The organism is Virgibacillus sp. NKC19-16 (assembly GCF_021560035.1).
Taxonomy (GTDB): domain Bacteria; phylum Bacillota; class Bacilli; order Bacillales; family Amphibacillaceae; genus Virgibacillus_L; species Virgibacillus_L salidurans.
The window spans coordinates 2,227,731-2,244,820 of the sequence record NZ_CP074373.1 but is presented as its reverse complement, the minus strand read 5'-3'; the positions used below and the strand labels follow the sequence as shown (position 1 = coordinate 2,244,820).

At 38.8% G+C, this 17,090-nt stretch carries 17 protein-coding genes; 14 read left to right on the top strand and 3 right to left on the bottom strand.

The genetic code is table 11. The features are described 5' to 3' along the window. Positions 1–107: 107 nt before the first annotated feature. From KFZ58_RS11590 to KFZ58_RS11570, 5 genes are all read left to right on the top strand, one after another. The gene (locus KFZ58_RS11590; protein WP_235791464.1) at positions 108–935 is read left to right on the top strand and encodes a dihydrodipicolinate synthase family protein; all 828 of its coding nucleotides are present in this window, start codon (positions 108–110) and stop codon (positions 933–935) included. Between the two features lie 54 nt (positions 936–989). After that, positions 990–1,469, top strand: a complete 480-nt coding sequence (locus tag KFZ58_RS11585) for a GNAT family N-acetyltransferase (RefSeq protein ID WP_235791463.1) — start codon at positions 990–992, stop codon at positions 1,467–1,469. A 140-nt stretch (positions 1,470–1,609) separates the two neighbouring features. Next, on the top strand, positions 1,610–2,362 hold the full coding sequence (locus KFZ58_RS11580) for a prepilin peptidase (RefSeq protein ID WP_235791462.1): 753 nt from the start codon (positions 1,610–1,612) through the stop codon (positions 2,360–2,362). A gap of 74 nt (positions 2,363–2,436) precedes the next feature. After that, the gene (locus tag KFZ58_RS11575; RefSeq protein WP_235791461.1) at positions 2,437–2,664 is read left to right on the top strand and encodes a hypothetical protein; all 228 of its coding nucleotides are present in this window, start codon (positions 2,437–2,439) and stop codon (positions 2,662–2,664) included. Positions 2,665–2,736: 72 nt separating this feature from the next. Next, complete coding sequence (locus KFZ58_RS11570; RefSeq protein WP_235791460.1) at positions 2,737–4,038, top strand: DRTGG domain-containing protein; 1,302 nt, start codon at positions 2,737–2,739, stop codon at positions 4,036–4,038. Positions 4,039–4,084: 46 nt separating this feature from the next. On the opposite strand, the gene KFZ58_RS11565 is transcribed toward KFZ58_RS11570, so the two are convergent. Continuing rightward, complete coding sequence (locus KFZ58_RS11565) at positions 4,085–4,375, bottom strand: YtpI family protein (protein ID WP_235791459.1); 291 nt, start codon at positions 4,373–4,375, stop codon at positions 4,085–4,087. A 92-nt stretch (positions 4,376–4,467) separates the two neighbouring features. Here KFZ58_RS11565 and KFZ58_RS11560 point away from each other — a divergent pair, with 92 nt between their 5' ends. Continuing rightward, positions 4,468–5,415, top strand: a complete 948-nt coding sequence (locus KFZ58_RS11560; protein ID WP_235791458.1) for a DHH family phosphoesterase — start codon at positions 4,468–4,470, stop codon at positions 5,413–5,415. A gap of 53 nt (positions 5,416–5,468) precedes the next feature. Here the strand turns inward: KFZ58_RS11560 and ytrI are convergent, their stop codons facing one another. Next, the gene (gene ytrI, locus KFZ58_RS11555; protein ID WP_235791457.1) at positions 5,469–5,978 is read right to left on the bottom strand and encodes a sporulation membrane protein YtrI; all 510 of its coding nucleotides are present in this window, start codon (positions 5,976–5,978) and stop codon (positions 5,469–5,471) included. Then, positions 5,978–6,313 (bottom strand): sporulation membrane protein YtrH, encoded by a 336-nt coding sequence (gene ytrH / locus KFZ58_RS11550; protein ID WP_235791456.1) that lies wholly within the window; start codon positions 6,311–6,313, stop codon positions 5,978–5,980. Before ytrH ends, ytrI begins: the two co-directional genes overlap by 1 nt. 142 nt (positions 6,314–6,455) lie before the next feature. Here ytrH and dnaE point away from each other — a divergent pair, with 142 nt between their 5' ends. From dnaE to KFZ58_RS11510, 8 genes are all read left to right on the top strand, one after another. Next, positions 6,456–9,809, top strand: a complete 3,354-nt coding sequence (dnaE, locus tag KFZ58_RS11545) for a DNA polymerase III subunit alpha (RefSeq protein WP_235791455.1) — start codon at positions 6,456–6,458, stop codon at positions 9,807–9,809. Between the two features lie 120 nt (positions 9,810–9,929). After that, the gene (gene ystJ / locus KFZ58_RS11540) at positions 9,930–11,171 is read left to right on the top strand and encodes an NADP-dependent malic enzyme (RefSeq protein ID WP_235791454.1); all 1,242 of its coding nucleotides are present in this window, start codon (positions 9,930–9,932) and stop codon (positions 11,169–11,171) included. An 11-nt stretch (positions 11,172–11,182) separates the two neighbouring features. Next, positions 11,183–11,815 carry a FadR/GntR family transcriptional regulator gene (locus tag KFZ58_RS11535; RefSeq protein WP_370642269.1) on the top strand — a complete coding sequence of 211 codons (633 nt, stop codon included), beginning with the start codon at positions 11,183–11,185 and terminating at the stop codon, positions 11,813–11,815. A 100-nt stretch (positions 11,816–11,915) separates the two neighbouring features. Then, on the top strand, positions 11,916–12,776 hold the full coding sequence (accD, locus tag KFZ58_RS11530) for an acetyl-CoA carboxylase, carboxyltransferase subunit beta (RefSeq protein WP_235791453.1): 861 nt from the start codon (positions 11,916–11,918) through the stop codon (positions 12,774–12,776). Continuing rightward, a complete protein-coding gene (accA, locus tag KFZ58_RS11525) occupies positions 12,773–13,732 on the top strand; it encodes an acetyl-CoA carboxylase carboxyl transferase subunit alpha (protein ID WP_235791452.1) in 960 nt (319 codons plus the stop codon). Before accD ends, accA begins: the two co-directional genes overlap by 4 nt. A gap of 170 nt (positions 13,733–13,902) precedes the next feature. Further along, entirely contained in the window at positions 13,903–14,862 is a 960-nt protein-coding gene (gene pfkA / locus KFZ58_RS11520) for a 6-phosphofructokinase (protein WP_235791451.1), read from the top strand. A gap of 26 nt (positions 14,863–14,888) precedes the next feature. Next, positions 14,889–16,649 carry a pyruvate kinase gene (pyk, locus tag KFZ58_RS11515; protein ID WP_235791450.1) on the top strand — a complete coding sequence of 587 codons (1,761 nt, stop codon included), beginning with the start codon at positions 14,889–14,891 and terminating at the stop codon, positions 16,647–16,649. Positions 16,650–16,700: 51 nt separating this feature from the next. Further along, positions 16,701–17,090: an FxsA family protein gene (locus tag KFZ58_RS11510; protein ID WP_235791449.1), complete on the top strand. Its 390-nt coding sequence runs from the start codon at positions 16,701–16,703 to the stop codon at positions 17,088–17,090.

The window sequence follows — 17,090 nt, the reverse complement described above, 5'->3', positions numbered from 1 at the left end:
AAATTATATAATGATGTACAATGGTATGCTTATACGGATGAATTTTACTTCTTATGCTAACTGACAGTTTAGTTTAAGTAGATAAAAAGAATAAAGGGGAGCACATAATGCTAACAGAAAAAGTTCATATTGCTGTGCCAACAGCTTTTTTTGAGGATGAATCCTTAAATACACAAGGGACAATAAGTCATATAAGAGACTTGTATAAACAAGGAGTAAAATCTGTTCTCGTCTCTGGAACTACTGGTGAACAGCATAGTTTAAACCTTCAAGAGAAAATTGAAATAATACACGGTTTAGAACTGGAAGAAGAACTGATTCGTAATATGGAAATCATATTTGGTGTGGCTTCCTTTAGACAGAAAGAGGCAGAGGAATTGGCTGAAAAGATTCGACACACAAAAATATCCGGTATCATGCTTGGGTATCCACCGTATGTTATACCGACACAAGAAGAAGCATTCGTTTATACAAAGAGGATTATGCACCTTAGTAATAAACCTACTATCTTATATAACAATCCAAAAAGAACTGGATTTGATTTATCAGAAGAAAGTATTATTCAATTAAGTAAGATAGACTTAGTGGTTGGAATAAAAGATGCTGGCAACAAAGAAAAAGTGGAACGGATTAAAAACGGTATGCATAAAAATGATTTATATTTTTATGCTGGTGGAGAAGTGGATTTAGAAGAAAAAGTATTACATGGATATGATCGCCTTTCTTCCATTGCTGGGAATGTTTCCCCAACAGAAATAACTCAATGGTTTCAAAGAATAATTATGAAGCAAAAAGTAAGTAAAGAAGAAAGCGAAAAAATAGAACATATTATGGGAACCGTTTATCAAGGAAATGCTATTGTGAATCTAAAAAAAATCATTAATTCCAAGGGTATTCCAATGGGGATTTGCAGGAGGCCAATAGGAAATAAATAATTAGCTTTATAAAAATGAACCTGAGTTAAATATTTGAGAAAAGAGGATAGACTAATGCAGATTCGTGAAATTGAAGAAAAAGACAATAAAATGATTGAGCAAATTATTAAACGCTCATTGGAATCATTTGACTTAAACATTCCAGGAACGGCCTATTTTGACCCTCAACTAAGCAGTCTAGCAGAATTTTACAAACAACAACCTAATGCAAAGTATTGGGTGGCGGTGAATAAACAAGATGTAGTGGTAGGAGGTGTAGGAATTGCACCATTTGGACGGATGACGGGGGTTGGCGAGCTGCAAAAGCTATATATTGCGCCCGAAGCTCAAGGTATGGGTCTCTCAAAGGGGTTGATGAAAGTAGCACTCGATTTCGCCAAGGAGAATTATACATACTGTTACCTAGAAACCATGGAGAAACTTCAGACAGCTAATCGCCTTTACTCTCAATTCGGTTTCCAACAACTTGAACGTCCACTAGATGGTTCAGTGCATAATACTATGGATGCTTGGTTTATAAAAGAATTATCGTAAAATATGGATTTGAGAGCGAGATATTTTAATCAAGCCCACTTTTTAAAATCTTCATGATTTTAAACAACAAAAATGATACAATAGTATAAAAGTACCAAATAATCCAAAGTCAATGAAATTTTAACTGAGGAGCAAGAATCATGGATGTAATTTTCGCAGTACTCTTTTTCTTATTCGGCCTCATCTTCGGCTCATTCTTCAATGTAGTAGGCCTGCGCGTACCCAAGAATCAGACATTCTCCAATGACAGGTCGCTCTGCCCAGAGTGCAGGCACATATTATCCTGGTATGAACTAATCCCTGTTCTATCATACGTCATTCAACAGGGGAAATGTACGCATTGTCGTGGAAGGATATCACCTACATACCCGGTAATTGAATTAACAACAGGATTTTTGTTCATAACTAGCTATGCAATAATAGGAGTGCAACTGGAATTAATCACAGCGCTATTACTAGTTTCCATGCTTGTGATTATACTAGTTTCGGATGTGAAATACATGTTGATCCCAAACAAAGTACTCCTATTTTTCCTTCCGCTTTTTATCCTAATGCGGATTGTTCAACCGCTTGATCCTTGGTGGTCAGCGTTTGCTGGGGGATTAATAGGTTTTGCGATTATTGCGCTTATAATTCTAGTTAGTCGTGGTGGTATGGGTGCCGGGGATATGAAGTTGTTTGGCTTATTAGGTGTTGTTCTAGGGATTGAGAAAGTCTTATTAGCTTTTTTCCTATCATGTATAATTGGTGCGGTTATTGGGATTATGCTGCTTTTATTTAAGATAATTAACCGAAAGCAACAGGTCCCCTTTGGGCCATATATTGTTGTAGCTGCTCTCCTTACCTATTTCTATGGTGATTTCCTATTAAACTGGTATTTCAGCCTTTTTTAACCAGATGACTCGCAGAATAATAGTTCTGAAAAATATCTTCTCTTCATAAAATAACTATGAAGGAGGGGATTGCATTGCGTCATTACGCGATATTACGACTATTATTAGCTGGATTTTTTCTATATTTTGCTTGGCCAATGATACCTGAGGCTTCAACATCGATTGAGATGATTTTTTGGGGTGGATGGCTTGCATTTTTTGTATTAGTGGTTGGTGCAAATTTTGCTACACTTTTACAAATGACGAAGCCTCCTGTAATGGAACAGGAAAATGTAAGGCAAAGACAAACTGATAATGATTGAGTTTATGCCAACTCAACTGTATAATAAACAGTAATTCATATACTAGTACAGTTTGAAAGTTGGTGGCAACAATTGGCAACGAAACATGAACAGATTATCCAACATATTATTGCCCTACCGATAGGGAATAAGATATCTGTAAGAGGAATTGCGAAAGATTTAAATGTGAGTGATGGTACAGCATATCGTGCAATTAAGGAAGCAGAAAATCAAGGAATTGTTAGTACAATCGAACGTGTTGGTACAATTAGGATTGAGCGGAAGAAGAAAGAGAATTTCGAGCGGCTAACATTTGCCGAAGTGATTAATATTATTGATGGACAAGTTTTGGGTGGGAGGGAAGGATTGCATAAAACCCTAAATAAATTTGTCATTGGTGCGATGGAACTGGATGCGATGATGCGCTATACCGAAGCGGATTCTTTATTAATCGTCGGTAACCGGGTGAAAGCACATGAATTAGCATTGAATGAAGGTGCAGCAGTTTTAATTACAGGTGGCTTTGATACAGAAGATCACATAAAACGTCTTGCTGATGAAAGAGAATTGCCAATCATATCAACGAGTTATGATTCCTTTACGGTTGCGACAATGATTAACCGGGCAATTTATGACCAATTAATCAAGAAGGAAATCGTTTTTGTAGGAGATATTTTTACGCCTTTCGAGGAAGCATTTTATTTAGATGCAAAAGATACCATTAAACAGTGGTATGAGCTGAATCAGCAGTCAACACACACTAGATTTCCTGTTGTAGATGATAAAAAACAAGTTATCGGTATGGTGACATCGAAGGATATTATCAGTAAAGACAGTAATGCCCTAATCGAAAAGGTAATGAGTAAAAATCCTTTAGCTGTACAAGAAAAAACTTCGCTCGCATCTGTGGCACATATGATGGTTTGGGAAGGAATTGAAGTTGTTCCTGTTGTTGGTCAAGCGGATAAATTACTCGGAATCATTTCAAGACAGGATGTGTTAAAAGCATTGCAGCAAATCCAGCGGCAACCGCAAGTCGGCGAGACAATTGATGATATCGTATCAGCGAATCTTGTTGCATCAGAAGAGGAAGCCTTTCAAACAGTGGTAAGCCCGCAAATGACAAATCAGCTTGGGACCCTGTCATACGGGGTTTTCACAGCCTTGATTACAGAAGCCAGCAGCAGATTGCTATTGTACCGGAAAAAAGGCGACATGGTTGTTGAGAATTTAACGGTATTTTTTATTAAACCAGTGCAGATAGATAGTAATTTGACCATAAAGCCAAAAATACTGGAAGCTGGTCGTATGTATGCTAAAATCGATGTAGAAGTTTATAATGAACGAAGAATTGTAGGGAAAGGATTAATCATGGCCCAGCTGATTTATCGGTAAAAAGCTGACTATATACTACAGTCAGCTTTCAGGGGGCAATTGATTTTTATGCATTCAGTCGTTTCCATTCTTTCCGGTAATGCTTTACTTCTTTGAAAGCATCATAAAGGAGAAAGGCTCCAAGTAGAACAAAAACGATACCGATAAATAAAGAGATTCTTGTTTGGTAGAAAATGTACTGATTTATACCGAAAAAGAAGACTAAACTACCGAGACATAGACGGGACTTTCCGTTAAAGTAGGCTTGTGTTAGTCTATCTTCACTTTTGACAATGGCAACTTTATAATATACATATAAAACAGCTGAAAGTACGATAATAATTGGGAAAATAAACATATTATCTCTCCTAATATCAAGTAATATTCGTTCTTATTGTAACTTGTTTTTATCATTTTAGCCAGCAATTAAAGTAGATAAGGAGCAAAATAATGAGCATTAGACAAATCATTCAAGCAATTGAAGAATACGATACAATTATTATACATAGACATGTAAGGCCAGATCCAGATGCGTTAGGGTCTCAAGGCGGGTTGAAAGAAATGATTAAACAATCATTTCCAAATAAAAATGTGTATGCAGTTGGAGAAGAAGAACCGACATTGTCATTTTTGGTAAGGATGGATCAAATAGACGATCAGGTATATGAAAATGCGCTTGTAATAGCATGTGATACCGCAAATGCACCACGAATTTCAGACGAACGCTATTCTTTAGGTGAGAAACTGATAAAAATCGATCATCACCCGAATGTAGATCCGTTTGGAGATATATTGTGGGTGGATGACTATGCAAGCTCAACAAGTGAGATGATCTACGAATTATACCTTTATAGCAAGGAAGCGGGCTTTAAGATGAATAATGTAAGTGCGCGTCTCCTTTACGCTGGTATTGTCGGAGATACGGGAAGATTCCTGTTTCCTAGTACAACGAAAAAAACATTTCAATACGCTTCAGAACTGGTATCATTTGAATTTGACCGTCCGACTTTATACGATGGCATCTATAATATAAACGACAATATTGCAAGGCTCAAAGGGTATATCCTGCAGAACTTTACCCTTTCCACGTCAGGAATGAGTTCCGTTACATTGACGAAGGAAATTTTAGATGAATACGGATTAAACCCATCAGAAACCGGACAACTGGTCGGTACACTAGGTGATGTTGAAGGTATTCAAGCATGGGTTATTTTTGTGGAGGAAGAAGATGTCATACGGGTACGCCTTCGTTCTAAAGGCCCGGTCATTAATGGAATTGCTGCAAAATACGATGGTGGAGGACATCCAATGGCTTCAGGGGCATCTGTGGAAACATGGGAAGAAACAGAAGCTGTTATTGAAGATTTAGATGAGGCATGTAGAACTTTTACTAAATAAAGGATGCTGATTCCATATATTGAGGTATGGAATCAGCATTATTTTATTCTTGGCTACGGTTCATTTGAAAGTGTTGCTTCAACCGTTAGAATCATATTTCTTGAAACCGTTAGTTGGGTTACTTCAAAGTAATAGGTAAAATCATCAACGGTAAATCCCTTGTTTTCAATACTTGAGCGTAACAGCTGGCTACTGTCATCAATCATTGTAACGTTTTCCCCGATCAGATGATTTATTTCTTCATTAATTAAGTCTTCCAATTGATGAACAATGAGTCTATCAAGTCGCAACTCTTCGTCGTTCGTAATGTTTATTTCAATCGTCTCCACGGTTATTGGCTGCTGTGTTTGTTCATCTAAATCTTCTTTATCCTGTGTCAATGCTTCGTTCTGCCTTTCTAATTCTGTTACTTCTGCTTCTAGTTCAAGGTTTTCTTCCAGAAGTTGTTCATACAGAGAACCATAGATATATAAATAAACACCATAGGATAGAATGGCACCAATAACAGTTCCAATAAAAAAACGTTGCCAAGTTGCCTTTTTATGATAAGGAGGAATATGCATTAGGTGATATCCTCCTGGATGAGCCATTCCAGTAAAGTGATTGCCGTTTTAACGCCGCCCATGGCTGATAATATTAACAATGCCTGTTTAAATATATCCATAGTTGAACCATCAAACAGGCCTCTTTCAAAATTGGCAATGGCATCAAATGTGCCTCCAATTGCAGCTGCAATTGCCCATATACGTAAATTTCTAGCTATTCGTCCAATGGAGGTTAATGGTGCATTGCCTGTAGCAAATTCTCCAATACTACCAATGATAGCCCCGCCAATAATGACACCAAATGCAATAAAATAACAATGAATAAAAGAAGCAAAAAAACGTTCATCGACCATGTGCGCTCCACCCCTTCCAGAGGCATGTTCCTTACATTTTATGAACCTACAGGACGAGTTATGATACTTTTTGAACAAGCATTCCATGTGCATGGCTCGTGTAGATTGTTATAATAGATATAGAAGAAAAAGGCGGGATACGATGGCATACACACATTTACAAGTAAGAAGTGGATACAGCCTGATGAATAGTACGATTACAATCGACAAGTTAATAGAGAAAGCTAAAGATTTAAACTTCGAGGCATTGGCACTTACAGATGAACAGGTGCTATATGGAGTGGTACCTTTTTATAACGCTTGTAAAAATAATGGAATAAAGCCAATCATTGGAATGGTTGTACATACAATGGATGACCAAGAAGACATGCATTCCTGTATTCTATTGGCAAAATCAAATGTAGGCTATCAATCACTTGTTAAAATTAGTACACACATGCAACGTCTTAGGATGACAAGTATCGGGGTGGAAGAGCTTCTTGATTATGCAGAAGGTCTCGTTTGTATTTTACCAGCAACTAATAGGAAGCTTGCAACCTTACTTGAAACAGAAAACCATGATAACGTGATGGCTTATCTAAGTGAATGGAGGAATTTGGTTCAACAAGGTGATTTTTATTTGGGTGTACAAGATCATGGAATGGAACATGAACAGCGCATACAAAAGCCACTGAAGGCTTTTCATGAGAGGTATAATATTCCTGTTGTTGCAATTAATGACGTTCGGTATTTAAACGAAAAGGATGATATCGCATATGATTGCCTACAAGCAATGAAAAATGGGGATCGCTGGGAGATGCAGATCACGGATACCGAGGCGGGTCAGAAACATTTGCGTTCCTCTTTCGAAATGGAGCAATTATTTTCCTCTTTTTGGCCGGAAGTAATCAAAGAAGCAGAGGCTATTGTGGAAAAATGCAATGTAACATTCGACTTCAATCGGCGTATGATCCCGTCTTACCCTGTGCCGGAGGAATTGAATGCACATACCTATTTGGAAAAAATATGCTGGGAAAATTTGCATGAAAAATATGATGGAAATACAGAAAAGGCTGCGGGTCGTTTAAGCTATGAACTAAGTATTATTCAATCCATGCAGTTTAGTGATTACTTTTTGATCGTTGCCGATTTTATTAACTATGCAAAAGAGAATCATATACTAGTCGGACCTGGAAGAGGATCTGCTGCAGGTTCGTTGGTTGCATATGTATTGGGGATAACGGATGTAGATCCGATTGAATATGATTTGCTGTTTGAGCGTTTTCTAAATCCAGAGCGACTCACCATGCCTGATATTGATATTGACTTTTCAGATGATAGACGTGATGAGGTGATTGACTATGTTCGGAGTAAGTACGGAGAAGAACATGTAGCACAAATTATCACATTTGGTACGTTTGCTGCCAGGTCCATTCTTCGCGAGCTAATCAAAACAATGGATGTTGACGAGAGGGATGCTGATTATATATTAAAGCACATTCCAGTTTCCCAGAATAAACGTATTGCAGAGCTTGTCAAGCAATCTGAGGACTTAACGAACTATTTGAAGCAATCGGGAAAATTGAAGGCATTATTTAGAGTCGCAACAAAGCTAGAAGGATTACCAAGACATATCTCTACACATGCAGCAGGTGTCGTCATTAGTGAGAACCCTTTAATGGAGCATATTCCACTAACCATTGGAGCGAATGATACGAATTTAACACAATATCCAATGAATGATCTTGAAGAGCTAGGGTTATTAAAAATCGACTTTCTAGGATTGCGCAATTTAACATTACTCGAGCGAATTATACGATCGATAAACCATACAGGAAATAAAAATTTGTCTCTGGAAATGATTCCGGAAAATGATTCGAAAACATTCGCTCTTTTGCAGACCGGGAAAACAAACGGTATTTTTCAACTGGAATCACAAGGGATGAAGAATGTACTTACAAAATTAAAACCATCCACATTTGAAGACATTGTAGCAGTTAACGCGCTTTTTCGTCCCGGACCGATGGATTTTATTCCAACCTATATTAATCGTAAATATGAGCGGGAGAAGGTTACCTATCCACACCCGGATTTGAAACCTATCTTGGAGAAGACATACGGTGTTTTGGTCTATCAGGAACAAATCATGCAGATCGCAAGTCATATTGCCGGATTTTCACTCGGGAAAGCGGATATACTCAGGCGTGCCGTTAGCAAAAAACAGCAAGACGTGATGGATGAACAACGAGCCGCCTTTATTAATGGCTGCACAAAAAATGGATATGAAAAATCGGTAGCACAAGAGATTTTTGACTGGATTGTGAAATTCTCCAATTATGGTTTTAATCGAAGCCATGCTGTGGCATATAGTAAAATTTCGTATCAGCTCAGCTACTTAAAAGCACATTATCCGGCCAACTTCTTCGCCGCCCTGCTCAGCTCTGTTGCTAATCAACAGGATAAAGTAAACACATATATGAAAGAGATGAAAGATTTAAATCTTACCATCCAACCACCATCCATTAATAAAAGTTATGGGACGTTTTCGGTGGAAGGCAAGCAAATACGGATGGGTCTTATAAGCATCAAGGGAATCGGGAACCAGGTAATGAAAGAAATTATTACCGTCCGTAAACAGGGTCCGTTTAAAAATTTATTTGACTTTTGTTTGCGTGTTTCATTGAAAACTGTAAACCGGGCTGCATTGGAACTTCTTATCATGGCCGGGGCTTTTGATGACCTGCATTCGAACAGAGCAAGCCTTTTGGCATCCACTGATCATGCGATGGAACAAGGGGAGCTTTTTGGCGAATTTAATGATCAACAAGCTTTATTTCAGGATCAAATCAAACTTGAGACAAGCTATGTCGACATGGAGGATTTTAGCTTAGTGAAAAAATTAGCAGACGAGAAAGAGCTTCTTGGTATATACGTGTCCAGTCATCCGTTAAAAGAGCATAGAAACAAGCTTCGGGCCAATGGGTATGTTTCGATCAATCATGCCAAAAATTTAGTTGGCAAACGGAATATAAAGAGCGCAGCGATTGTCCAAACAATAAAGACGATCCGAACAAAACGAGGGGATCCAATGGCTTTTATCACGATTGGGGATGAGGTGGGTGACATGGAAGCTGTTGTTTTTCCGGAAGTATATCGCGCTTCCAATACATGGCTTAAAGAAGAAATGATCATTCTGTTAGATGGGAAAATTGAATCCAGGAATAATCGTATTCAATGGCAACTATCGGATATCCAACCATTTGACGAAAACGAATTGAAAACGGGGGAAGATAAGCGTTTGTTTATTAAAATAGCGGGTGAAAATAGTGAAATTGCACTTCAGGAAATTAACAGAATCGCAAGCCTTCATCCGGGAAGTACCCCGATTATTATTCATCATGAAGGAAGCAAAAAGACATACAAGTTAGCAAATAGCTATTCCATCAACCCAAATCCGGACTGTGTTGAAGCACTATCTGCGTATTTCGGGAAAACAAATGTCGTTTTGGAAAAGTAATTTTTCTTACTTTACAGTGAAACCCCATCTGTTATAATGAAGGAGTTAAGGGTGGTCTGACCACCCCTCGGACTTATACATGCTATTATTTTCTACTTCAAAAAGGAGCGATTAAAAAATATGGCCAGCTTGAGAGATGAAGCTTTGCAGATGCATAAGGAAAACAAAGGAAAATTAACGATGAAATCGAGGGTGCCTGTACGTAATGAGAAAGATTTAAGTTTAGCCTATTCCCCTGGCGTTGCGGAACCTTGTAAAGAAATATATGATAGGAAGGAAACCGTTTATGACTATACGATGAAGGGAAATATGGTTGGCGTCGTAAGTGATGGATCCGCGGTTTTAGGACTGGGAAATATTGGCCCTGAAGCAGCTCTGCCTGTTATGGAAGGGAAATCCGTATTGTTTAAAAATTTTGCTGGTGTTGATTCCTTTCCCATTTGTTTAGATACACATGATGTTGAGGAAATTGTTCGCACGGTGAAGCTAATGGAGCCAACGTTTGGTGGTATTAATTTAGAAGATATTGCAGCACCTAATTGTTTCATTATTGAAGAACGATTAAAAAAAGAAACAAATATCCCTATTTTTCACGATGACCAGCATGGAACAGCGATTGTAACGGTTGCTGGATTAATTAATGCATTAAAACTTGTTGGTAAATCTTTTTCCGATATTAAGGTTGTAGCAAATGGTGCAGGGGCAGCCGGAATCGCAATCGTTAAATTATTATATAGTTTTGGCGTCCGTGAGATGGTAATGTGTGATTCCAAGGGTGCTATTTTTGAAGGTAGACCTTATGGAATGAACGAAGTAAAGGACAATGTTGCCAAGTTCACTAATAATGCCAAAAAAGAAGGCTCACTTGAGGAAATGATTGAAGGTGCGGATGTATTTCTTGGTGTATCCGTTGCTGGGGCGCTATCTAAAGACATGGTTGAAAAAATGAACGATGATGCGATTATTTTTGCTATGGCAAACCCGGATCCTGAAATCATGCCGGACGATGCTAAAGCATCCGGCGCGAAAGTAATTGGAACGGGTAGATCAGATTTTCCAAACCAGGTTAATAATGTATTGGCATTTCCAGGTATTTTCCGTGGCGCTTTAGATGTACGGGCTACCAGAATTAATGAACGAATGAAAGTTGCAGCAGCAAATGCGATAGCAGATCTTATTACAGATGAAGAACTCAATGAAGATTATGTGATTCCTAATCCATTTGATGCTCGTGTTGCCCCAAATGTAGCTGCTGGTGTTGCCAAAGCTGCAATGGAATCAGGTGTTGCCAGAATCGAAGTTGACCCGGATGCGGTTGCTGAAAATACGAGAAATTTAACTTTAAAAGAGAATGAGGGTTAAAGGAGTGAATCATGGCTGTGTCCATGTCACCAAAACAGAAAGTATATCAAGAAGTATTACATGAAATCCGTAAATTTATAGATCGTAATGACTTAAAACCTGGTGATAAGCTCCCTTCTGAAAGGGAGCTGTCTGATACATTGCATGCAGGCAGATCTTCTATCAGAGAAGCATTACGGGCGATGGAATTACTGGGGCTGATTGAAACGAGACATGGGGAAGGGACGTATTTAAGTATGTACCAACCCTTTCAAACAGTTGAGCTATTATCATCTTTTATCCTGCGGGAAAATAGAATAAAGCATGATTTAATACGAACGAAAAGCCTTTTAGAGAAAGAGGTAGCAAAAGTAGCTTTTGATCATGTGAATGAATTGGATCTAAAAGAATTGGATCTGATTATAAACGATATTGAAAAGGATCCGTATGATAGACATATCGCATTTTTTTACTATTTATGTAAAAAAACGGGGAATCTTTTGTTAGCAAAGGTATGGCAGCTAATGGAGGAATTTTCTCATACGTTGAACAATCAATACTATGATGAAACGTTTTATAAGGAGCTCATTCAATTATATGTACAGGAAAAATATCAATCCATCGAAATATTATTCAACAATGCAGTTCCATCTGCTGAAGAATAATAATTGGTTTGTCGACGGGTTTTGACCCCTTTTTTAAGTTGAATTTTGTTATAGTATTAAAATGAATGTGCCATGGTTTGTTGAAAAAGGAGGAGTTACCTTGCTTAAGGATTTTTTTGGCAAGCGAAGGAAATATGCATCCATGCCAAGTGAACAAGCCAAACAGGATATTCCTGAAGGTTTAATGCAAAAATGCAAGGGATGCCATAAAATTTATTATCGTAAGGAAATGAAAAAGAATTTAAATGTGTGTCCAAACTGCGGCTTTCATCATCAATTAACGGCTTGGGAGCGAATTCAATATGTATGTGATGAAGGGACTTTCCAGGAGTGGGACAAGCAGCTTGTTACTGGTAATCCACTTGAATTTCCGGAATACGAAGAAAAGATCGCCCGTGATCGTGAGAAAACGGGGCTTAATGAAGGTGTGATAACTGGCAAGGGAATGATAACTGGTCAGGCCGCAGCTTTTGGTGTCATGGATGCAAGCTTTAGAATGGGGAGTATGGGCTCCGTAATGGGCGAGAAAATTGCACGAGCAATTGAAAATGCGAAAGATGAATCATTACCTTTTATAATTTTCACTGCTTCTGGTGGTGCTAGAATGCAAGAAGGGGTCCTAAGTCTTATGCAAATGACAAAGACTTCTGTAGCTATTAAGCGTTTCAGTGAAGCAGGCGGATTAATGATTTCTGTTATGACTAATCCAACTACAGGCGGTGTATCTGCCAGTTTTGCTTCGCTCGGGGATTATAATTTTGCTGAGCCTAGTGCACTGATAGGTTTTGCAGGGAGACGAATTATTGAGCAAACAATTCGTGAAAAATTACCAGAGGATTTTCAAACAGCTGAATTTCAATTAAAACATGGTCAACTGGATCAGGTGGTCCATCGGCATGAGATGAAAAGCCTCCTTTCGACATTACTCGAATTTCATCAGAAGGGCGGGGAAATCTCGTGAAGCAAATATTGGAGTTTGAGAAACCTATCGTAAATTTAAAAGAAAAGATAGCCGAATTGAAGCGTTTTACCGAGGATGGTGATATTGACTTATCAGAGGAAATTACCACATTGGAAAAACGGCTGGCAGAGTTAGAAGATGATATTTACGGTAATCTAAAGCCTTGGGATCGAGTTCAAATGGCCAGACATCAAGAGCGTCCAACGACACTGGATTATGTAGAGAAATTATTTACCAACTTTTTAGAATTCCATGGAGATCGCCTGTATGGTGATGATGAAGCAATTGTAGCAGGTATAGCGTATTATAAGGGTACCCCTGTAACCCTCATTGGTCACCAGCGAGGAAAGGGCACAAAAGAGAACATTCGGCGAAATTTCGGTATGCCTCATCCTGAGGGATATCGTAAAGCATTACGGCATATGAAGCAGGCTGAAAAGTTCAATCGTCCGATCATTTCGTTCATTGACACAAAGGGTGCTTACCCTGGTAAAGCTGCCGAGGAACGTGGACAAAGTGAAGCCATTGCCCGTAATTTAATGGAAATGGCAGGACTTACTGTGCCCATTATTTGCATCGTTATAGGCGAAGGGGGCAGTGGTGGAGCTTTAGCCATAGGTGTAGGGGATCATATTCATATGCTGGAGAATGCTACATATTCTGTAATCTCCCCAGAAGGAGCTGCTGCCTTGCTTTGGAAAGATGCAGGCTTAGCTCAAAAAGCAGCCGAAACCATGAAAATAACGTCCTATGATTTGAAAAAATTAGATATAATAGATACAATTATTCCAGAACCAAAGGGTGGGGCGCATGGTGATATAGATCAGCAAGCGGCATATATGGATCAAGTTATAGAGCAGTCATTAACGGGTTTGACTAAATATAAAACGGAAGAATTACTGGAAAAAAGATGGGAAAAATATAAACAAATTGGTGATTATGAGATTTTAGGATAACCCTTTTTTGGAGGAGGCTGACAATTTGTCAGCCTCTGATTGTTTTTTTCTAAATCATAAAAATACTTCTATATACTGTATAATTAATTGCTATTTTAGCTTTTTCGCATTATCTTTAAATAGGATGATGATATAATGAAATTAATTTATGTTTAAAGGTGGAAAGAACGATGAAACGAATTGGTGTTTTAACTAGTGGCGGCGACGCCCCTGGAATGAATGCAGCTATCCGTGCTGTTGTTAGAAAAGCCATTTTTCAAGATATTGAAGTATTTGGGATTAAAAATGGATTTCAAGGATTAATTGAAGGTAATATTGAGCAGATGGAAATCGGTTCGGTCGGTGATATGATACAACGTGGCGGTACGATGTTATTATCTGCAAGAAGTGAGGAATTTAAGACAGAAGAAGGACGACAAAAGGCGATGGAGCAATTAAATAAATATGGTATTGAAGGTTTGATCATCATTGGTGGTGATGGAAGCTTCCGCGGGGCACAGAAGCTAACGGAACAAGGCTACCCTTGTATTGGTGTTCCCGGTACGATCGATAACGATATTGCTGGGACTGACTTCACGATTGGATTTGATACAGCATTAAATACGATTATTGAAGCAATTGATAAGATCCGTGATACAGCAACATCCCATGAACGAACGTATATCATTGAAGTTATGGGTAGAGATGCAGGGGATCTGGCTCTTTGGGCAGGGTTGTCCGGTGGGGCTGAAAGTATCATAATCCCTGAAAAAAAAGAGGACTTCTCAGATATTGTTAACCGTCTGAAGCGCGGCCATGAACGAGGTAAAAAACACAGCATTATTATTGTTGCTGAGGGTGTTGGCAGCGGATTTGATTATGGGGATCGGATTCAAGAAGCTACTTCTCTGGAGACGCGTGTAACGGTACTTGGTCATATTCAGCGTGGTGGATCACCAACAGCGTCGGATCGTGTCTTAGCCAGTCGGTTAGGAGCAAATGCCGTAGAATCATTACTGGCTGGTAAGGCCGGAAAAATGGTTGGTATTCAAAATAACCAGCTAGTTGATCGGGATATTTTGGAAGTCTTAGCAGAAGAGCATCAAATTAATAATGATTTGTACCGTTTATCACAAGAACTCTCTATATAGATATGCAACTGAAGGAGGAAATTATAATGAGAAACACAAAAATTGTGTGTACAATCGGTCCTGCATCTGAATCGATTGAAAAACTGGAGCAATTAATTGAGTCAGGAATGAATGTTGCACGTTTGAATTTTTCCCACGGCGATTACGAAGAACATGGTGCACGAATCAAAAACATACGAAAAGCAGCTGAGAAGACAGGAAAAACAGTTGCCATATTATTAGACACAAAAGGCCCTGAAATAAGGACCGCAAATTTTAAAGATGGACAAGCTGAAATTCTTCAAGGAACGGTTGTTTATGTGCAGATGGAGAATATTGAAGGCACTGCAGAACGATTTTCAATTACGTATGATGGCTTAATTGATGATGTGTATGAAGGGTCAAAAATCTTATTGGATGATGGTTTGATTGAATTAGAGGTAGCAGGAATTGACAAAGATAAAAATGAGCTTAAAACAATTGCATTAAACTCAGGAATTATAAAAAATAAAAAAGGCGTTAATGTACCAAATGTATCTGTGAATTTACCTGGGATCACCGACAAAGATGCCAGCGATATTAAATTTGGTATTGAGCACGATGTTGATTTTATTGCTGCTTCTTTCGTCCGTCGTCCATCAGATATAATGGAAGTACAAGCCTTACTCGAAGACCACAATGCCAATCATATTCACATTATACCTAAAATCGAGAATCAGGAAGGTGTAGACAATATTGAGCGTATTTTAGAGGTGAGTGATGGCCTGATGGTTGCTCGTGGTGATTTAGGTGTAGAGATTCCTTCAGAAGATGTACCTCTTGTGCAAAAAGATTTAATTAAGCGATGTAATACAGCAGGTAAACCGGTTATTACGGCAACACAAATGCTTGAGTCGATGCATCAGAACCCTCGGCCAACAAGAGCAGAAGCTTCAGATGTTGCCAATGCTATTTTTGATGGTTCAGATGCTGTCATGTTATCTGGAGAAACGGCTGCAGGGAATTACCCCGTTGAAGCTGTACAAACCATGAGTAATATTTCATTAAAAGCAGAATCAGCATTAGATCATAAAGCAATTTTAGAAACTCGTTCTAAAAATGTAGATATGACGATCACAGATGCGATTAGTCAATCTGTAACACATACGGCAAGGAATCTTTCCGTTAGTGCCATTATTACTCCGACAGAAAGTGGCCATACGGCAAGAATGATCTCCAAATACAGACCAAAAGCGCCTATTGTGGCGGTTACCTTTTCTGACAGCGTGGAGCGTCAATTGTCCTTGGTTTGGGGAGTACATGCAGTGGCGGGCAAAAAAGCCAATACAACGGATGAAATGCTTGATGTTGCTATTGATTGTGGATTAAGTACGAATTTATTCGATCGTGGAAGCAGAGTAATTATCACTGCAGGTGTACCTGTTGGAGAAAGTGGAACAACGAACTTATTGAAGGTACATGTAATTGGTGATGTTGTTGCAAAAGGACAGGGAATTGGCAAGCGCAGTGCCTACGGTAAGGCTGTAGTGGCTACCACATCAGAAGAAGCTACCCGGAAAGTGAATGAAGAAGACATTCTTGTTACTTATGGAACAGAGAAAGACATGATGCCAGCATTGGAGAAAGCCAGTGGGATTATTACAGAGGAAGGTGGTCTAACATCACATGCTGCCGTAGTTGGTTTGAGTCTTGGTATTCCTGTAATCGTTGGAGTGAAAGATGTTTTTGATGTGATTAAAGACGGTCAGGAAATTACATTGGATGGTTCGAAAGGTGATATTTATAAAGGTCATACTCGCGTTCTATAAGCGAGCTAACGCAACATGTACTGTAAGTAAATAATTTAAGGGTGAATAACTATGAGGTGGCTACTGCTAACATTATTACTTATGTCCGCACTGGAAATTGGAGTTTTTATTTGGATTGGCGACATGATCGGTCCATGGTGGGTGGTCGTGATCATTGTTCTAACAGGAATTATTGGTGTTATGCTTGCGAAACAACAGGGAATAGAAGTATGGAACCGCGCGCGGTTTTCCATGAATAACGGAGAAGCTCCGACCGAGTATATCATTGACGGCATTTGTATTTTTATTGGTGCGGTGTTTTTATTCACACCAGGTTTTATAACAGATACGGTCGGATTCTTGCTCGTTATTCCAGTCACCCGGAAACTGTTCAAGAACAGTATACGAAAGTTTATCAAGCGGATGATGGATAAAAGCACAATCATTTATCGCAGATGGTGA